The organism is Castellaniella sp. (genome assembly GCF_049673105.1).
Taxonomy (GTDB): domain Bacteria; phylum Pseudomonadota; class Gammaproteobacteria; order Burkholderiales; family Burkholderiaceae_B; genus Castellaniella.
Genome location: NZ_JBATXG010000014.1, coordinates 104,928 through 119,693 on the forward strand (window position 1 = coordinate 104,928; position 14,766 = coordinate 119,693).

13 protein-coding genes and 1 pseudogene are annotated in these 14,766 nt (G+C 63.7%); 5 read left to right on the plus strand and 9 right to left on the minus strand.

The window, feature by feature from the left end; all coding sequences use genetic code 11:
- The first annotated feature begins 200 nt into the window (after positions 1-200).
- The gene (locus tag WBF69_RS05160) at positions 201-521 is read left to right on the plus strand and encodes a hypothetical protein (protein WP_424261892.1); all 321 of its coding nucleotides are present in this window, start codon (positions 201-203) and stop codon (positions 519-521) included.
- 99 nt (positions 522-620) lie between these two features.
- The gene (locus WBF69_RS05165) at positions 621-1,013 is read left to right on the plus strand and encodes a YchJ family protein (protein ID WP_424261927.1); all 393 of its coding nucleotides are present in this window, start codon (positions 621-623) and stop codon (positions 1,011-1,013) included.
- Here the strand turns inward: WBF69_RS05165 and WBF69_RS05170 are convergent.
- The 4 genes from WBF69_RS05170 to WBF69_RS05185 form a co-directional block, all read right to left on the minus strand.
- Positions 1,010-2,608: a DHA2 family efflux MFS transporter permease subunit gene (locus WBF69_RS05170; RefSeq protein ID WP_424261894.1), complete on the minus strand. Its 1,599-nt coding sequence runs from the start codon at positions 2,606-2,608 to the stop codon at positions 1,010-1,012. The genes WBF69_RS05165 and WBF69_RS05170 overlap by 4 nt on opposite strands.
- Positions 2,605-3,795 carry an HlyD family efflux transporter periplasmic adaptor subunit gene (locus WBF69_RS05175; RefSeq protein ID WP_424261896.1) on the minus strand — a complete coding sequence of 397 codons (1,191 nt, stop codon included), beginning with the start codon at positions 3,793-3,795 and terminating at the stop codon, positions 2,605-2,607. The genes WBF69_RS05170 and WBF69_RS05175 overlap by 4 nt, the downstream gene beginning before the upstream one ends.
- Before the next feature lie 15 nt (positions 3,796-3,810).
- Positions 3,811-5,247, minus strand: a complete 1,437-nt coding sequence (locus WBF69_RS05180; protein ID WP_424261898.1) for an efflux transporter outer membrane subunit — start codon at positions 5,245-5,247, stop codon at positions 3,811-3,813.
- Positions 5,248-5,353: 106 nt separating this feature from the next.
- Positions 5,354-5,902: a MarR family winged helix-turn-helix transcriptional regulator gene (locus WBF69_RS05185; RefSeq protein WP_424261900.1), complete on the minus strand. Its 549-nt coding sequence runs from the start codon at positions 5,900-5,902 to the stop codon at positions 5,354-5,356.
- Between the two features lie 42 nt (positions 5,903-5,944).
- Between WBF69_RS05185 and WBF69_RS05190 the strand changes: the two genes are divergently transcribed.
- Positions 5,945-6,898, plus strand: coding sequence for a DMT family transporter (locus WBF69_RS05190; RefSeq protein WP_424261902.1), 954 nt, complete (start codon positions 5,945-5,947; stop codon positions 6,896-6,898).
- A 15-nt stretch (positions 6,899-6,913) separates the two neighbouring features.
- Here WBF69_RS05190 and WBF69_RS05195 read toward each other — a convergent pair whose 3' ends face one another.
- Positions 6,914-8,110, minus strand: coding sequence for a DUF3734 domain-containing protein (locus tag WBF69_RS05195; RefSeq protein ID WP_424261904.1), 1,197 nt, complete (start codon positions 8,108-8,110; stop codon positions 6,914-6,916).
- On the minus strand, positions 8,097-8,996 hold the full coding sequence (locus WBF69_RS05200; RefSeq protein ID WP_424261906.1) for a LysR family transcriptional regulator: 900 nt from the start codon (positions 8,994-8,996) through the stop codon (positions 8,097-8,099). Before WBF69_RS05200 ends, WBF69_RS05195 begins: the two co-directional genes overlap by 14 nt.
- A 156-nt stretch (positions 8,997-9,152) precedes the next feature.
- Between WBF69_RS05200 and WBF69_RS05205 the strand changes: the two genes are divergently transcribed.
- Positions 9,153-10,217 carry a YeiH family protein gene (locus tag WBF69_RS05205; RefSeq protein WP_424261908.1) on the plus strand — a complete coding sequence of 355 codons (1,065 nt, stop codon included), beginning with the start codon at positions 9,153-9,155 and terminating at the stop codon, positions 10,215-10,217.
- A 40-nt stretch (positions 10,218-10,257) separates the two neighbouring features.
- On the opposite strand, the gene WBF69_RS05210 is transcribed toward WBF69_RS05205, so the two are convergent.
- The 3 genes from WBF69_RS05210 to norR form a co-directional block, all read right to left on the minus strand.
- Positions 10,258-10,644, minus strand: a complete 387-nt coding sequence (locus WBF69_RS05210; RefSeq protein ID WP_424261909.1) for a SirB2 family protein — start codon at positions 10,642-10,644, stop codon at positions 10,258-10,260.
- A gap of 119 nt (positions 10,645-10,763) precedes the next feature.
- Positions 10,764-12,560, minus strand: a complete 1,797-nt coding sequence (locus tag WBF69_RS05215) for an ABC transporter ATP-binding protein/permease (RefSeq protein WP_424261911.1) — start codon at positions 12,558-12,560, stop codon at positions 10,764-10,766.
- Between the two features lie 77 nt (positions 12,561-12,637).
- Positions 12,638-14,215, minus strand: coding sequence for a nitric oxide reductase transcriptional regulator NorR (gene norR / locus WBF69_RS05220; protein ID WP_424261913.1), 1,578 nt, complete (start codon positions 14,213-14,215; stop codon positions 12,638-12,640).
- A 174-nt stretch (positions 14,216-14,389) separates the two neighbouring features.
- Here norR and WBF69_RS05225 point away from each other — a divergent pair.
- Positions 14,390-14,766 (plus strand): annotated as a pseudogene (locus WBF69_RS05225) (nitric-oxide reductase large subunit); the annotation flags it as partial.

Genomic DNA, 14,766 nt, shown 5'->3' on the forward strand with positions numbered 1-14,766 from the left:
GTCGCCTGCTCGTGCTCGGCTCCAGATGGTCGGTCTTGCAGAAACGTCGTCAGGCATCGCTCTCGTGCCGTGACGACGGTCAGATAATACTGCCGCCACCGCTCAGCATGTACTGGATGGTGTTCATGGTTTTCCTCGAGGGATTTTTGCGCAAAGGTGGGCTTAGAATCAGCCAACGTCATGTTAGAGATGAGAGCGCCATGAAAATCAACAAAACTGAAAAATCGTCGGCAGGGAAAGCGGGGGATTTGCGCGCAAAATTTCCTGGGCAAGCAGAAACACAGATTGACGGCCAAGGGCGGCTGGCCGTTCAGATCACCACCTGGGTTTCGAACGGGACGGATGGCTCGGATCAGCACCAAGTAGCGTTGACCGATGGCGATATCGAAAGGCTGCTCACCTGCCTTGCGCATCCTCGCGATGCGGACACCGCGAAGGCCGTGAGCAAGCTCATGAAAGAAAACCTTAGAAATGCGCTTCGCTTGGTCGCGCTGGGCTCAGGCACTGCGCTGGTCGATTAATGGTGCGGCGTGTCCTCCTGCCGATGGGGCATCCACTGCTTCTGACCATAGGCGGTTGGGTCTACGAGGCGTCGGTCAAGCAATCATTCCAAGATGAGCATGCCTACCCCTGATTCCTTCGCTTGTCCCTGCGGCTTGCCGGCTGCCTATCAGGCCTGTTGCGGTCGCTGGCATCATGGGGCGCTGCATCTGCAGGCGCCCGACGCGCAGGTCCTGATGCGCTCGCGCTACAGCGCCTATGTGCTGGATGACCTCGATTATGTGTTGCAGACTTGGCACCCTGACACGCGGCCTGCCGTGCTGGCGCCCAATGAACCCGGCACGAAGTGGCTGGGGTTGGAAGTGCGTCGCCATGATCGGCAGGATGCGGACCATGAAACCGTAGAATTCGTGGCGCGGGTTCGGGCCCATGGTCGCGCGTCCCGCCTGCACGAAGTCAGCCGTTTCGTGCGCGAGGGGGGACGCTGGTTGTATGTGGATGGGGTGATTTAATGCGCCCCGGCCGCAGCCCCGCCGCCGTGGTCCGCTGTCTTCGGACGGGCCAGCCAGATCAATCCGATCAGGATCAGGAAGATGAAGGCCGATGCGTAGAAGAAATCGGTGGCCGACATGGTGTAGGCCTGCTGGTTGATGATCCGGTCGAGCAGGGCGGCGCCGTGCAACTGGTCGATGCCCAGGTTCTGCATGCCGCCCATGATGTGATCGAAAGCCGGTTCGCCGGGGCGGGCGGCTTCGGTCAGGCGGGCATGGTGCAGGATGGCGCGGTCGTCCCATATCGTCGTGGTGATGGACGTGCCGAAGGCGCCGCAGACCAGGCGAAAGAAATTCGTCAGGCCGGCGGCTGCGGGAATGCGGTCCGGGCGCAGGCCGGACAATGAAATCGTCGTCAGCGGGATGAAGAACGTCGCCATCGCCGCCCCTTGGATGAAAGTCGGCAGCATGACGCCGAACAGATCCACATTGGTGTTGTATTGCGCCCGCATGTAGCTGATCAGGGAAAAGATCAGAAAGGCCACGGTGGCGATGATGCGCGGATCGTGGCGGGCCAGCATCTTGCCTACCACGGGCGACAGGATGATGGCCAGGATGCCCACCGGCGCGGCGGCCACGCCCGCCCAGGTGGCGGTGTAGCCCATGGTGTTCTGCAGCCACAGGGGCAGCAGCACCACCGTGCCGAAGAACACGCCGTAGGCGATCGACAGGGCGATGGTGCCGGACGTGAAATTGCGCTGGGCGAACAGGGTCAGATCCACGACGGGGTGGGCCGCCGTCAATTCCCAGATGACGAAGTAGACAAAGGTGATGACCGAAATGACGGCCAGGATGCAGATCAGCGGGCTGGCGAACCAGTCCAGGTCCTTGCCCTTGTCCAGCATGATTTGCAGGGCGCCGACCCAGACTACCAGCAAAAACAGGCCCATGCGGTCGATGGGCAGCTTGTAGCGCCGCGAGTCGCGGGCTTTGTACACCTGCCACGACGCCCAGGCGGCCAGCAGGCCGATGGGCACGTTGATGTAGAAGATCCAGGACCAGGCGTAGTTGTCGGAAATCCAGCCGCCCAGCAGCGGCCCGGCAATCGGCCCCACCAGGATCGTCATCGACCACAAGGCCAGCGCCATGCCGGCTTTGGCCCGGGGATAGCTGGCCAGCATCAGCGATTGGGACAGCGGAATCATCGGCCCGGCGACCGCGCCCTGCAGCACGCGGAAGAACACCAGCGATTCGAAGGACCAGGCGAAGCCGCACAGCCAGGACGTCAGGACGAACAGCAGTGTAGCCAGAACGAACAGGCGCACCTGGCCGAAGCGCTGGGTCAGCCAGCCGGTCAGGGGGACAGTGATGGCGTTGGCCACGGCGAAGGACGTGATCACCCAGGTGCCCTGGGTGGTGCTGACGCCCAGGTCGCCTGCGATCGTCGGGATCGACACGTTGGCGATCGACGAATCCAGCACGTTCATGAAGACGGCTGCTGACACGGCGATCGTGCCCAAGACGCGGGCGCTGCCTTCCAGCGGCGGGTGGCCGCCTTCGGGCGGCTGGGCGGGCGCGGTCGGCGCTGCGCCGTCATCCAATGCGGCGGTGCTCATGATGCAGTCTGGTTTTCCTGGATGATGCGCCGAATCAGGGCGTCGACCTCGGCGGGTTCATGATCGTAGACCGGGGTGCTCAAGTCAGTCGCCGGTGCGCTGGGGGCGGTCTGGTCCGGGGCAGAGGACAGATCGACATCCACCGTCATGGACAGGCCCACACGCAAGGGATGGTCCTGCAGATCTTGGGGGTCCAGCGCAATACGCACGGGCACGCGCTGGATGACTTTGATCCAGTTGCCGCTGGCGTTCTGGGCCGGCAGCAGGGCGAAGGCGCCGCCGCTGCCCGCGGATACGCCGACCACCGTGCCGTGGTAGGTGACTGCGCTGCCGTACAGGTCGGAGACCAGCGTGGCTTTCTGGCCCGCTTGCATGGCGCGCAACTGGTTTTCCTTGAAATTGGCCTCGACCCACAGGCTTTGCAGCGGCACGACGGTCATCAGCGGCGTGCCGGGCTGGATGCGCTGGCCCAGTTGCACGGAACGCTGCGCGATCATGCCGCCCACCGGAGCCAGCACGCGGGTGCGCGCCTGAGCCAGCCAGGCCTGACGGACCTGATCGGCGGCTTGCAGGACGTCCGGGTGCGTGGCGACGGTGCTGCCCTGAGTCAGGGCCTGATTGGTGGCCAGCTTGGCTTTGGCCACGGCCAGCCCGGCGCGAGCCTGGGCCAGGCCGGCCTGGGCGGATTTGACCGCCACCTGAGCGTGCAACAGTTCTTCGCCGCTGACACCGCCCGATCCGCGTAGGGCATTGCGCCGCTGCAAGTCGTTGTCCGCCTTGTGCAGCAGGGTGTCAGCCTGTTCGACGTTGGCTTGGCCGACGGCGACATCCGCAGCCAGGGCGTCGTTCTGCACGAACAGCGTCTGTGTGTGGCGCACGGTCTGGGCCAGGGCGGCTTCGGCCTGGGCGAGCGTGATGCTGGTATCGCTATGGTCCAGCGTCACCAGCAGACTGCCCTGGGCGACGGTCTGGGTCTCGTCCGCGCCGATGGACACGACCGTGCCGGGGATCTGGGCGCTGACCGACACCAGATTGCCGTGCACATAGGCGTCGTCGGTGGATTCGTAATGCGAGGCGAAGATCATCCACCAGATCCCGTACAGCAGGCCGATCAGGATGAAGACGCCGGTGGTGGCCCACATCAGGCGTTTGCGGATGGGGCGGGCTTGAGTGCTGGTTGCGGTCATGATGCGTGTGGTGGTTCAGTCGATGGGGGTCGAAGACGGATGAGTCGCGTTTGCCTGGGCCGGCGCCGGCTCGTAGCCGCCACCCAGCGCGGTGGCCAGTTGTACGTCCAGCACATAGGCGCGGGCGTGCAGGTCCGTGGTCTGCACGGTCTGTTTCAGCGCTTCGCTTTGGGCCAGCAGCACCTGCACGAAATTGCCCAGGCCCGCCTTATAGCGGTCCAGCGCGACGTCGTAGGCGGAGGTGATGGCTTTCAGGCTGGCTTCCTGGTGACGAATCTGTTCCTGTAGCGCCCGGATCGAGGCGCTGGCATCCGCGACCTCGCGCAGGGCGCCCAGGACGGTTTCGTTGTATTGCGCGATGGCTTCGTCGCGGGCGGCTCGTTGGCCGGCCAACTGGGCATTCAGAGCGCCGGCGTGGAAAATCGGCAAGGTAATCACCGGTCCGGCGCTGGTGTTCTCGCTGCTGCTGCGCACCAGTTTGTCCATGCCCAGGGATAGGAAGCCGGCCGCGGCGGACAGATTCACGTTGGGCAGGAAATCGGCCTTGGCGGCAGAGACCTCCGCCCCGGCGGCTTGTGCCTGCAGACGGGCGGCCACGATGTCGGGGCGGCGCCCCAGCAGGGCCAGGGGCATGTGTTCCGGGACGCCTTGGGGCAGGGCCTGCTGCGCCTGTATGGGTAATGCGGGCAGCTGTTCGGGCGACACCCCCAGCAAGGCGGCCAGCTGATGGCTGAGCAGGGCGGCGTTGTTGCGGGCCTGGCTGAGCTGCACCTGGGCGGAAGACACGGCGGAATCCGCCTGATCCACATCCACCTGGATGCCCAGGCCGTTCTGGTAACGGTCGCGTGTGATGTCCAGGGCTTCTTGCAGCTTGCCGACGATGGATTCGATGGCAGCCGCCTGGGCCTGGGCGTTTTGCTGTTGAAAATAGCTTTGCGCGACGGCTGACACCAGCAAGGTGCGGGCTTGCTGGCTGGATGCCTGGGCGGCGGCGGCGCGATGCCCGGCGGCGGTGGCCAAGGCGCTTTGCTTGCCCCACAGATCCAGATTGAAGTCCAGCTGCAGTCCCAGGCCTGTGTCGCTCTGGTAGGAGCCTCCCAGCGGGGGCGGGTAGATGTAGTTTTCGCTGAGCCGTTCGCGAGTCAGGTGGTAGTTGGCATTGATCTGGGGCCATTGCACGGCGCGCGCGCCGCGCATGGCGGCTTGCGCGGCGCGCACCCTGGCCGCCGCCGCTTGCAGGGATGGGTTGGACTGCAGCGCCTGGTCGACCAGGTGGTTCAGCTGCGGGTCCTGGTAGCGGGTCCACCAGTCGTGTCGAGGCCAGGCCAGATTCGGGTCGGCCTGCAGAGCCAGGCTTTCGCCGCTCAGGGTCTGAACAGCGGGCGCGCCGGGATCCATGGGAGCGCAGGCCGACAGGGCCAGAACCAGCAGCAGGGGGGTGAAAAATTTCATGCTGACAAGAAGCTGAAAGTAGTTGATATGGTCTATATCTGACTAGGCAATTATATAGCCAAATGCGGAGAATGATGAGACTGGCATCGGTAAGACGGGGGTGGATTCAGGGGGCGGAAGCGCTGCTGTCCTGCTGCAGGATCTGTTCGCCGTTCTGGATCATGCGCTTCAGCAAAGCCAGCAGCATGCGGGTTTCGTCTTCGGAAAAGCCCTGTAGATGCAGATTGAGCGCGTCGGAAATAATGGGCAGGATCTGGATCGCAACGGCGTGGCCGGCATCGGTCAGAATGATTTTCACGACCCGGCGGTCTTCGGGAATGCGGTCACGCTGGACGAAGCCTTTTGCTTCCAGGCGATCCAGCATGCGGGTCATGGCGCCGGTGTCCACGCTCATGGTGCGGGCCAGTTCAGCCGGGGTGTCGATATGTTTGTGCAGGACCAGCATCAGCGGGCGCCATTGGTTGGCGGTCAATCCCAGAGGCTGGGTGCGCAGGTCGATCACCCGATGCAGCAGAACGTGCAGATGCTTGATCAGCAGCCCCACATTGCGGTCCGCAGTCAGATCGCTAGGGCTGTCGCTATAAAAGCAAGAGGGCGAGCTGGCGGCAGGCGCCGGATCCGGGGGGCGGGTGAATGAACTGAGCGGGTCTTGCATGTTAAAATTCTACCCCATCAATATCTGACTAGGCAACTAATTATGCCGGAGATTTCGCGCCGCCTGTTTTGGACAGGGTTTGTGCTGGCGGGGTTGGGGGCGGTGCTGTTTTCCGCCAAGGCGATTGTTGCCAAGTTACTGTATCAGCATGGCGTGGATGCGCTGGACGTGATTGGTTTTCGCATGCTGCTGGCGCTGCCGTTTTTTGCTGCGGTGGGCCTGTATCAGGCCCGCCTTGCCCGGCGGGGGCTGATTCCCCGTTTGCGCTGGCCTGACGGGGTGCGCATCTTCATCCTGGGTTTCATCGGTTACTACCTGTCCAGTTTCCTGGATTTCCTGGGTTTGCAATATATATCGGCAGGCCTGGAGCGCTTGATCCTGTTTCTGGCGCCGACTTTCGTGTTGCTGATCTCGGCCTGGTTCCTGGGCAAAACCATTTCGCCGCAACAATGGCTGGCGATGGCGCTGGCCTATGCCGGGGTCGCCCTGGTGTTCTGGGCCGATCTGTCTCTGGCGGGCGACAACGTCATCCTGGGCTCGGTCTGTGTGCTGGGGGCCGCTTTTTCTTATGCCCTCTATCTGATCGGCTCGGGAGAGCTGATCGAGCGGGTCACGGCCACACGGCTGGTGGCTTACGCCATGACGGTTTCCGCCGGGGTGACGATGACGCACTTCTTTTTGGCCAAGGGCGTGGCGGGTCTGGATCAAGCCTGGCCCGTCTACGGTTTGTCCCTGATTCATGCAACGGTCAATACCGTCATGCCGACTTTCATGATCATGTGGTCGGTGGCTCGCATCGGGGCGCCCCTGACCGCCCAGTTGGGTCTGTTGGGGCCTGTGTCCATCTTGTTTCTGGCCTGGGCATTCCTGGGCGAGCCGATCACCCTGCTGCAGGTGGCGGGCACGGTGCTGGTGGCGGCTGCCGCCGTGGTGCTGGGCCGGCGCCCTCGCGAACCTGCCGGTGCGCCGTCTCAGGCGCGCCCCAGCAGGGCGTAAGCAGAGAGCGGGTCTTCAGCCTTTGGACCCGCCCATGCTTTCCTCGATTTCGTCGCGGTGCACGTCGTGCGTGATGAACCCGGCGCTGTTGTCGGGCATGGCCAGGTAGTGCGGATGCGACAACGTGTCGTGGATGTCCTGCAGACCGCCCGCCCAGTGCTCGCGCATGGTCGCCGGCCCGAACTGGAAATCCCGGAAATGCTGCTCGTAGGATTTATCGCGGTAGATCAGGTGGATGACGTTGCTGCGGGCGCCACTGGCTAGTTCCGACGCCTGGCGGCAGGCGGGGTCTTTCTGTCGCTGTGCTTCAGGTACCTGATCCAGCACCTGCCGCAGCAGTTGCTGCATTTTCCGCTGCGCCCGCATTTCCTCGGTCACCATCCGCGTCCGGCTGGAATAACGGATGTCCTGGATGCGATCGCCCACTTCGTTGATGCTGTGCGGCACGGGGCCGCGCGCCGACCAGAGATCCACCTGAAAGACGAGGGTGTCGCGTTCCGGGCGCTGTTGCAGCACATGGGCCAGGGGCGTATTGGAAACCAGTCCGCCGTCCCAGTAGTATTCGCCGTCGATTTCGATGGCGGGAAAGGCCGGCGGCAAAGCGCCCGAGGCCATGAAGTGTTCCGCTCGTAGGCGGGTCTTGCGATTGTCGAAATAGGTGAAATTGCCCGTGCGCACGTTCACCGCCCCCACCGAGACATGCAGGCCGCCATCGTTGATCCGGTCGAAATCACACAGGGATTCCAGGGTGTCCTTGAGGGGGCGGGTATCGTAGTGACCTACGTTGCAGGGGTCCAGGCTGGCCGCCAGGGCGGCAGGGGGAAAGCGGGGCCGAAAAAAGCCCTTTTGCCCGACCAGCAGCGCGCTGCCGGCATGCATCGCCCCCAAAAACTGGCGGGCCAGATCGTTGATCTGGAACAGGCCTTGTTCCATCAGGGCGTTGGTCCCTGGGCCGACATAGGGTTGGCAGATCAGGTCCCAGAATTCCTGTAGCCGTTCGACGCGTTTTTCCAGAGGGTTGCCGGCAATGATGGCGGCGTTCAGTGCGCCGATGGAAATGCCGGCCAGGTCGGTCAGCCGGATGCCTGCCTCGTTCAGGCCCTGGTAGACGCCGGCCTGGTAAGCCCCCAGGGCGCCGCCGCCTTGCAGCACCAGGGCGCGGGCGGCGTAGGCTTCGTGGGCTGCCTGGATGCGGGATTCAGTCTTGGACATGGATGTCGGCCTTTAGAGAGTGCAGGAATGCTTCGATCAGCGTACCGCGATAGCGGCTGCGGTGCAGCACGATGGACAGGCGCCGGTCCAGATTCAGGAAGGGCGTGCGCAGCACGCGCAAGCGACCGGTCGCCACCGCGTCCAGGGTGGCTGCGTAGGGCAGGCAGGCGATGCCCAGCCCGGCAATCACCGCTTGTTTGATGGCCTCGATCTGGCCCAGTTCCAGCAGGATGCGGCCTGGCGGCAGCGCGGTCAGCGCTTGTTCGCTGAGGGCGCGAGTGGCCGAGCCGCGTTCCCGCAGAATCCAGGGGGCGCCGGCGAAATCCTGGGCCTTCAGCCGGGTTCGCTGCGCCAGCGGATGCGACGGGGCTGCGCACACGACCAGCGCATCGCTGCGCCAGGGCAGGGTTTCCAGCCGCGCGTGATGGACCGGGCCTTCGACGCAGGCGATGTCGATGGTGTGGTCCAGCAGCATGTCGGCGATCGCCCGGGTGTTGTCTACCGTCAGATGTAGTGCCACCATGGGGTGTTGGGCCACAATGGGACCCAGAAGTTCCCCGACCAGATAATTGCCCACCGTATTGCTGGCACCCACGCGCAAGGCGCCCGTCAGCTTTCCCTGTGTATCGGGGTGGCGGCGCTGCATGTCCTGCAGCCGTTCCAGGATTTCTCGGGCCAGGGGCAACTGTTCGGCCCCCTGGGCGTTCAGGTGCAGGCGACCGCGCTCGCGGTCGAACAGCGTGCTGCCCAGTTGTCGTTCCAGTTCCGCCAGCGCCATGCTGACCGCCGGCTGCGTCAGATGCAGTTGCTCGGCAGCGCGGCGCACGCTGCCGGTGGCGGCCACGGCATCGAAAATTTCTAATTGACGGATGCTGAGTCCGATCATGACGGTGGATTCCCACGCTCACAGGCAGGGGATATTGTAGGGCGCCGCCCCCGATCAATCAATTTTATTTATATGTGTAGTCACTATTGTTGACTTTATTGATTGATTAGCGCCCTCTAGAATGCGGACCTGTCTCTGCCTTCCGATGGTTTGTGTATGTTGCCGATTTCCGCCGTTCCCCATTCTCTGCCCGCCGCCGGGGCGGCAGCGCCGGATATGGCCGGCGACAGGCCGCGCGCGCCGTCGCGTTGGTATGGGATTGTGCTGTCGGGCGGGTTGGCGCTGGCGGCCTGGCAGTTGGGGCGCTGGTTTCCCCTGATCGGCGGGCCGGTCATGGGCATTTTGCTGGGCATGGCGTGGCGCAATCTGCTGGGCGTTTCCGCGGTATTCGTGCCGGGCATCGGTTACAGCAGCCGCCAGATCCTGAAATGGTCCATCATCGGCCTGGGTTTCGGGCTCAGTCTGGGGCAGGTGGTGCAGACCGGGGCGTCGTCGCTGGCGGTGACGCTGGTGACCTTGCTGACGGCCTTTGTCGCGGCTTGCCTGTTGGGGCGCTGGTTGGGGCTGACCGGCCACCTGCGCACCCTGATCGGGGTCGGGACCGCGATCTGCGGGGGCTCCGCCATCGCGGCGGTGGCCCCCATCATCAAGCCCGATGAGCACGATACCGCCTTGGCGATTTCCACGATCTTCCTGTTCAACGTCGTGGCGGTGCTCGTGTTCCCGCCGCTGGGGCATTGGATGGGCCTGAGCGACGCCGGCTTTGGCTTGTGGGCAGGCACGGCCATCAACGATACCTCGTCCGTGGTCGCTGCCGGCTACAGCTACAGCACCGCCGCGGGCGACGTGGCCACCATCGTCAAGCTGACGCGCGCGACCTTGATCATTCCCGTGTGTGTCGGAATGGCCTTGTGGACGGCGTGGCGGGCGCGCCATGCCGAAACCCGCGTCTCGCTGGCGCAGATTTTTCCCTGGTTCATTCTGTGGTTTCTGGCCGCCTCGGGCGCCCGGTCCACCGGGCTGATCCCGGAATCGCTGCTGGCTGCCTTGCATCAAGGGGCGCAGTTCCTGATCATCATGGCGCTGACCGCCATCGGCCTGTCGTCGGATCTGCGCCGCATGGCCTTGGCGGGGGTACGGCCTTTGTTGCTGGGCTTGGGGGTGTGGGTGGCGGTGGCCTGCAGCAGCCTGGCGGTTCAATGGGCGATGGGCAGTCTGTGATCAGTCGCCCCCGCCGCCCCGCCCAGCGGGGCTGCCGGGTTTACAGCATCGAGAACCAAGAACCGGAATGCTTGGTCAGGGCCACGCCCACGATATAGGCGAAGATCGCGATGGCGATCAGGGTAGCCGTCAGGCGCCCACGTGTCGTGCGACCGCGCTTGATGGCGATGGTGCCTACGCCGATGTAGGCGATCAGCAGCACGATCTTGGTCAGAATCCAGGGCTGGTTCGGGCCGATCATGGCCGCCAGGATCACCCCGCAGGTCAGCAGTACGGTATCGATGACGTGCGGCAGGATGCGCACCAGCCGGGTCTGCAGCAGCGCCGAACCCGTCACGGACCAGTAGGCCCGGATGACGAACAGGATGATGCTCAGGCTGACGGCGGTGACGTGCAGATGCTTGATGGGAAAATAGTATTCGGTCATGGATGCTGTCTATGAGAAAGGATCGAATGGGCGGCGCCAGTGTAGTTGATCCCGCCGAGGGCGGCCCGCGCCGCCTTCGGGCGTGCGTTTGGCCGCGTCCATCCGCAGGCGGGTCCTTGTCAGTTCGCCGTAATCGCTCGCAGCTGCCAGCCGCCGCCTTCGCCTTGCAGTACCAGTTCTGCCCCGTGATGGCGGCGCAGGGTGCTGCGGTGGCCGACGCTGATGATCCGGGTGGCGGGCAGTTGTTCGCGCAGTAGGCGGTACATGGCGTCCTCCAGGCCTTCGTCCATGGCGGATGTTGCCTCGTCCAGGAACGCGGCGTCCGGGCGGGCGATCAGCAGGCGGCCAAAGGCCAGGCGCTGCTGTTCGCCCAGCGACAGGATGCGGCTCCAGTCGTCTTCGACGTCCAGGCGGTCGCGCAGATGGCCCAGCTGCACCAGGTCCAGAATGGCCTCGTCCCGACCGGCGGGCGTCTGTTCGACTGGCTGCGGGTAGTGCAGGGCCTGGCGCAGGGTGCCCAGCGGCAGATAGGGTTTTTGCGCCAGGAATAGCGATGCGGCGTCCGGGCGGATGATTTCCCCGGATCCGTAGGGCCAGATGCCGGCGATGGTGCGCAGCAGCGTCGTCTTGCCCGACCCCGATGGCCCGCGCACCAGTACGGGGTGGGCAGGCTCGACTTCCATATTCAGATCTTTCAGCAAGGCGTGTCCGTCGGGGCGCCGTACGGTCACGCCTTTCAGGGCCAGGCGACCGCCATCCTGGCGGGTATCCGGCAGTTGCATCTGGCGGGCGGTGTCGATCGTGGCGTCAAAACCGGTCAGACGGTCCAGGGTGGCGCGGTAGGTGGCGAAGCTGTCGTATACATTGCGGAAGAACGACAGATTGGTCTGCAGTTGCCCGAAGGCCTGGGCGGTCTGAATCAAGTCGCCCAGGCTGATCTGCTTGGAAAAGAATCGCGTCGCCTGAATGATGAAGGGGAAGACGACGGCGGTCTGAGTGACGACGAAGTTGAAGCCCAGGAATTTCAGCGACCGGTAGATGATGTCCCAGGTGTTGCCGATGACTTCCGCAAACCAGCGGCGCAGGGTGCGGCCTTCCACGCGTTCGCCCCGGTAAAAGGCGATGCTTTCGGCGTATTCCCGCACGCGCACCAGGGCGTAACGGTAGTCGGCGTTCAGTTTTTCGTTCAGGAAATTCAGGCGGATCAGCGGCTTGCCGATCCAGATGGCCAGCAGGGTGGCCAGGAAGACATAGATGAAGACCAGGAATACCATGGCGCGGGGGATCTCGTAGCCCAGCACGGTCATGGGTCCGGACAGGTTCCACAGGATCAGGGTAAAGGCGATGGTGGATACCACGGCGTTGATCAGGCCGACGGCCAGCGTCATGGATGTGTTGGCGAAGTTGGTGATGTCCTGCTGGATACGCTGGTCCGGGTTGTCGGCCAGGTGGCTGAGCGACTGCGACCGGTAATAGGCTTGCTGTTCCATCCAGCGGCTGAGCAGGCGTTCATTCAGCCACTGTCGCCAGTGCACGACAAAGGCCTGCTGCACGTAGAAGTCGAACAGGGAGCGCACCACGTGCACGGCGGCCAGCAGCGCGAACAGCAGCATGGCGGCCCAGAAGCCCGGTGCGTTCAGGGCCTGCAGGGCGCTGTACATGGTGTTGTACCAATTGGAGAACAGCACGTCCAGGCGCACGGCTCCCAGCGTCAGCAGCAGGATCAGGGCCACGCCCGCCAGAGGCCGCCAGTTACGGCGGGGAGAAAAGAAATCCGCGCTCAGCCGCCAGAACTGATCCCCCCAGCGGGTGAATCGCTTCAGTCCCCAGACGGCGGCGATGCCCGCCAGAACAGTCAGTGCATACGCTTTGGCCAGCCACAGGCCGCTGTCGATCAGGATGTCTTGCCATGCCATGAATGTTGTCGTCCCTTTAGAAAGTCAGCGCCGCTGCCCGGTCTGTGAGCTGCGATTGTAAGTTGGATGACTGAAGATCAAAAAGGTTTCTTCATGCCCAGCCGTTTCGCCAGTTTGTGCAGGTTGCTGGCGTCGATATCCAGGGCCTTGGCGGCCTGGGCCCAGTTTTTGTCGGCGGCGATCAGGGCCTGGCGGATGGCATGGCGTTGGCAGTCGTCGACGGTGGTGCGCAAGGGCGGGATCTCGTCCAGCACCACCGGGGCGTCGGTGGTCGAAGGGGCGGTCTCGGCGAGCGTAGCCGCCGCGCTGTCCGGGGCGGGGGGGATATCCAGGTCCAGCAGCGCCGGTTCGATGGTCAGCACCTGATCGCGCGACGCGCCCCGGCTTAGCGTCTTCAGCGCCGCCCGGCTGATCACGTGCTCGAGTTCGCGCACATTGCCCGGCCAGGGATATTGTTGCAGTGCTTGTTCGGCCTCGTAGGACAGACGCACACCGCGCAGACCCAGGCGGGCCCGATTGAATTCCAGGAAATGACCCGCCAGGATCAGGACATCGCGGTCACGGTCGCGCAGCGGCGGGATGGGGATGGGGTAGACAGATAGACGGTGGTATAGATCGGCCCGGAACAGGCCGGCTTGCGTGTTCGCCTTCAGGTCGCGATTGGTCGCCGCGATGACGCGCACATCGGTTTTGATCGTCTGGTCCGTTCCCAGGCGCTGGATTTCGCCGTTCTGCAGCACGCGCAGCAGCTTGGCCTGCAGACTGAGCGGCAGTTCGCCGACTTCATCCAGGAACAGAGTGCCGCCTTGGGCGGCTTCAAAGCGCCCGGGGCGGTCGGCCGTTGCGCCCGAAAACGCGCCTTTGACGTGGCCGAACAGCTCGCTTTCCGCCAGAGATTCCGGCAATGCCGCGCAGTTCACCTGGATCATGGCCTGCCCGCTGCGGCGTGAGTGACGGTGCAGGCGTCGGGCGAACAATTCCTTTCCTACTCCGGTTTCCCCCAGCAGCAGGATCGGCAGATCGGAATCGGCGACCAAGTCCAATTCATTCAGCAAGGATTGGATGGCTTCGCTGTGGCCCAGGATTTCGGTCGTTTCGCCGATATGTTCGATGCCTTGCTGCGATGTGCCCAGTTGGCGCAGGCGGCGGTTTTCGCGCTCGAGATCGGTGACGCGCACAGCGGCTTGCAGGATCAGCCGCAGGGGTTCCAGTTTGGCGCGGGCGGCCTCGTCAAAGGCGCCGGTGGTCAGGGCGTCCAGGGTCATGATGCCCCAGGGTCGGTCCTGATGATAAATCGGCATGCCCAGGCAGTCGTGCACGGGCAGGGGAGAGCCTTTGCGATCGTCCAGCAATCCGTCGTAGGGATCGGGCAGTACGCTGTCCGGGTCGAACCAGGTGGGTGTCTGGCGTGACAGGATCGCGGCGAAACGGGGATGTTGCCCGACCACGAAACGGCGGCCCAGGGCCTCGTGCGCCAGACCGGAAGCGGCCACCAGGTGCAAGGTGTCGTGGCTGTCGAGCATCAGCAAGCCTACGGCATCGCAGGCAAACGCCTGTCGGATGGTGGTGGCGGCCCTTTGCAACCGTACGCCGTCGGGCATATCGGTCATCAGATCCATCAGTAATTGGGTTTCCATGATGGTAATTTTAACCATGAAAGGGTCATTTTTACCTTTTTCGCCACGGTAGGATTTACCCTATTTGATCCACATCAGTGTTTTCCCTATGTTTTCCGGTTGGCACGGTTTTTGCTTGATAGAAAATGAAGTGAAAAGGGAGCGCCTTTCGGCGCTGGTTCTCGAATCTATCGGCTGCTGAAGGAGCGCAGGATGGGTGAGTATAAGAAGTTATGGTGGACGCTCATCGGCGTCCTGGTTGTGTCATTTGGCATCCTGGGATGGATGGGCAAGGAGGTCTACCAGCAGGCGCCCCCGATTCCGGGCCAGATCGCCACGGCCAGCGGTCAGGTTCTCATGACCGAGGAGCAGATCCTCGACGGTCAGGTGGCTTACCAGACGGCGGGCGGGATGACCGTAGGGTCGATCCTGGGACATGGCGCCTATCAGGCGCCCGACTGGACGGCCGACTGGCTGCATCGTGAATTGACGGCTTGGCTGGATCTGGCTGCGCAAGAACGCTTTGGTTTGAACTTCGACCAGCTCGATGGTGACAATCAGGCTATCTTGCAGCGTCAGTTGAAGGCCGA

Bases quoted from the DNA above. Each gene is read 5' to 3' on its own strand.
- WBF69_RS05160 (WP_424261892.1), top strand. From the start codon at position 201: ATGAAAATCAACAAAACTGAAAAATCGTCGGCAGGGAAAGCGGGGGAT.
- WBF69_RS05165 (WP_424261927.1), top strand. From the start codon at position 621: ATGCCTACCCCTGATTCCTTCGCTTGTCCCTGCGGCTTGCCGGCTGCC.
- WBF69_RS05170 (WP_424261894.1), bottom strand. From the start codon at position 2,608: ATGAGCACCGCCGCATTGGATGACGGCGCAGCGCCGACCGCGCCCGCC.
- WBF69_RS05175 (WP_424261896.1), bottom strand. From the start codon at position 3,795: ATGACCGCAACCAGCACTCAAGCCCGCCCCATCCGCAAACGCCTGATG.
- WBF69_RS05180 (WP_424261898.1), bottom strand. From the start codon at position 5,247: ATGAAATTTTTCACCCCCCTGCTGCTGGTTCTGGCCCTGTCGGCCTGC.
- WBF69_RS05185 (WP_424261900.1), bottom strand. From the start codon at position 5,902: ATGCAAGACCCGCTCAGTTCATTCACCCGCCCCCCGGATCCGGCGCCT.
- WBF69_RS05190 (WP_424261902.1), top strand. From the start codon at position 5,945: ATGCCGGAGATTTCGCGCCGCCTGTTTTGGACAGGGTTTGTGCTGGCG.
- WBF69_RS05195 (WP_424261904.1), bottom strand. From the start codon at position 8,110: ATGTCCAAGACTGAATCCCGCATCCAGGCAGCCCACGAAGCCTACGCC.
- WBF69_RS05200 (WP_424261906.1), bottom strand. From the start codon at position 8,996: ATGATCGGACTCAGCATCCGTCAATTAGAAATTTTCGATGCCGTGGCC.
- WBF69_RS05205 (WP_424261908.1), top strand. From the start codon at position 9,153: ATGTTGCCGATTTCCGCCGTTCCCCATTCTCTGCCCGCCGCCGGGGCG.
- WBF69_RS05210 (WP_424261909.1), bottom strand. From the start codon at position 10,644: ATGACCGAATACTATTTTCCCATCAAGCATCTGCACGTCACCGCCGTC.
- WBF69_RS05215 (WP_424261911.1), bottom strand. From the start codon at position 12,560: ATGGCATGGCAAGACATCCTGATCGACAGCGGCCTGTGGCTGGCCAAA.
- norR (WP_424261913.1), bottom strand. From the start codon at position 14,215: ATGGTTAAAATTACCATCATGGAAACCCAATTACTGATGGATCTGATG.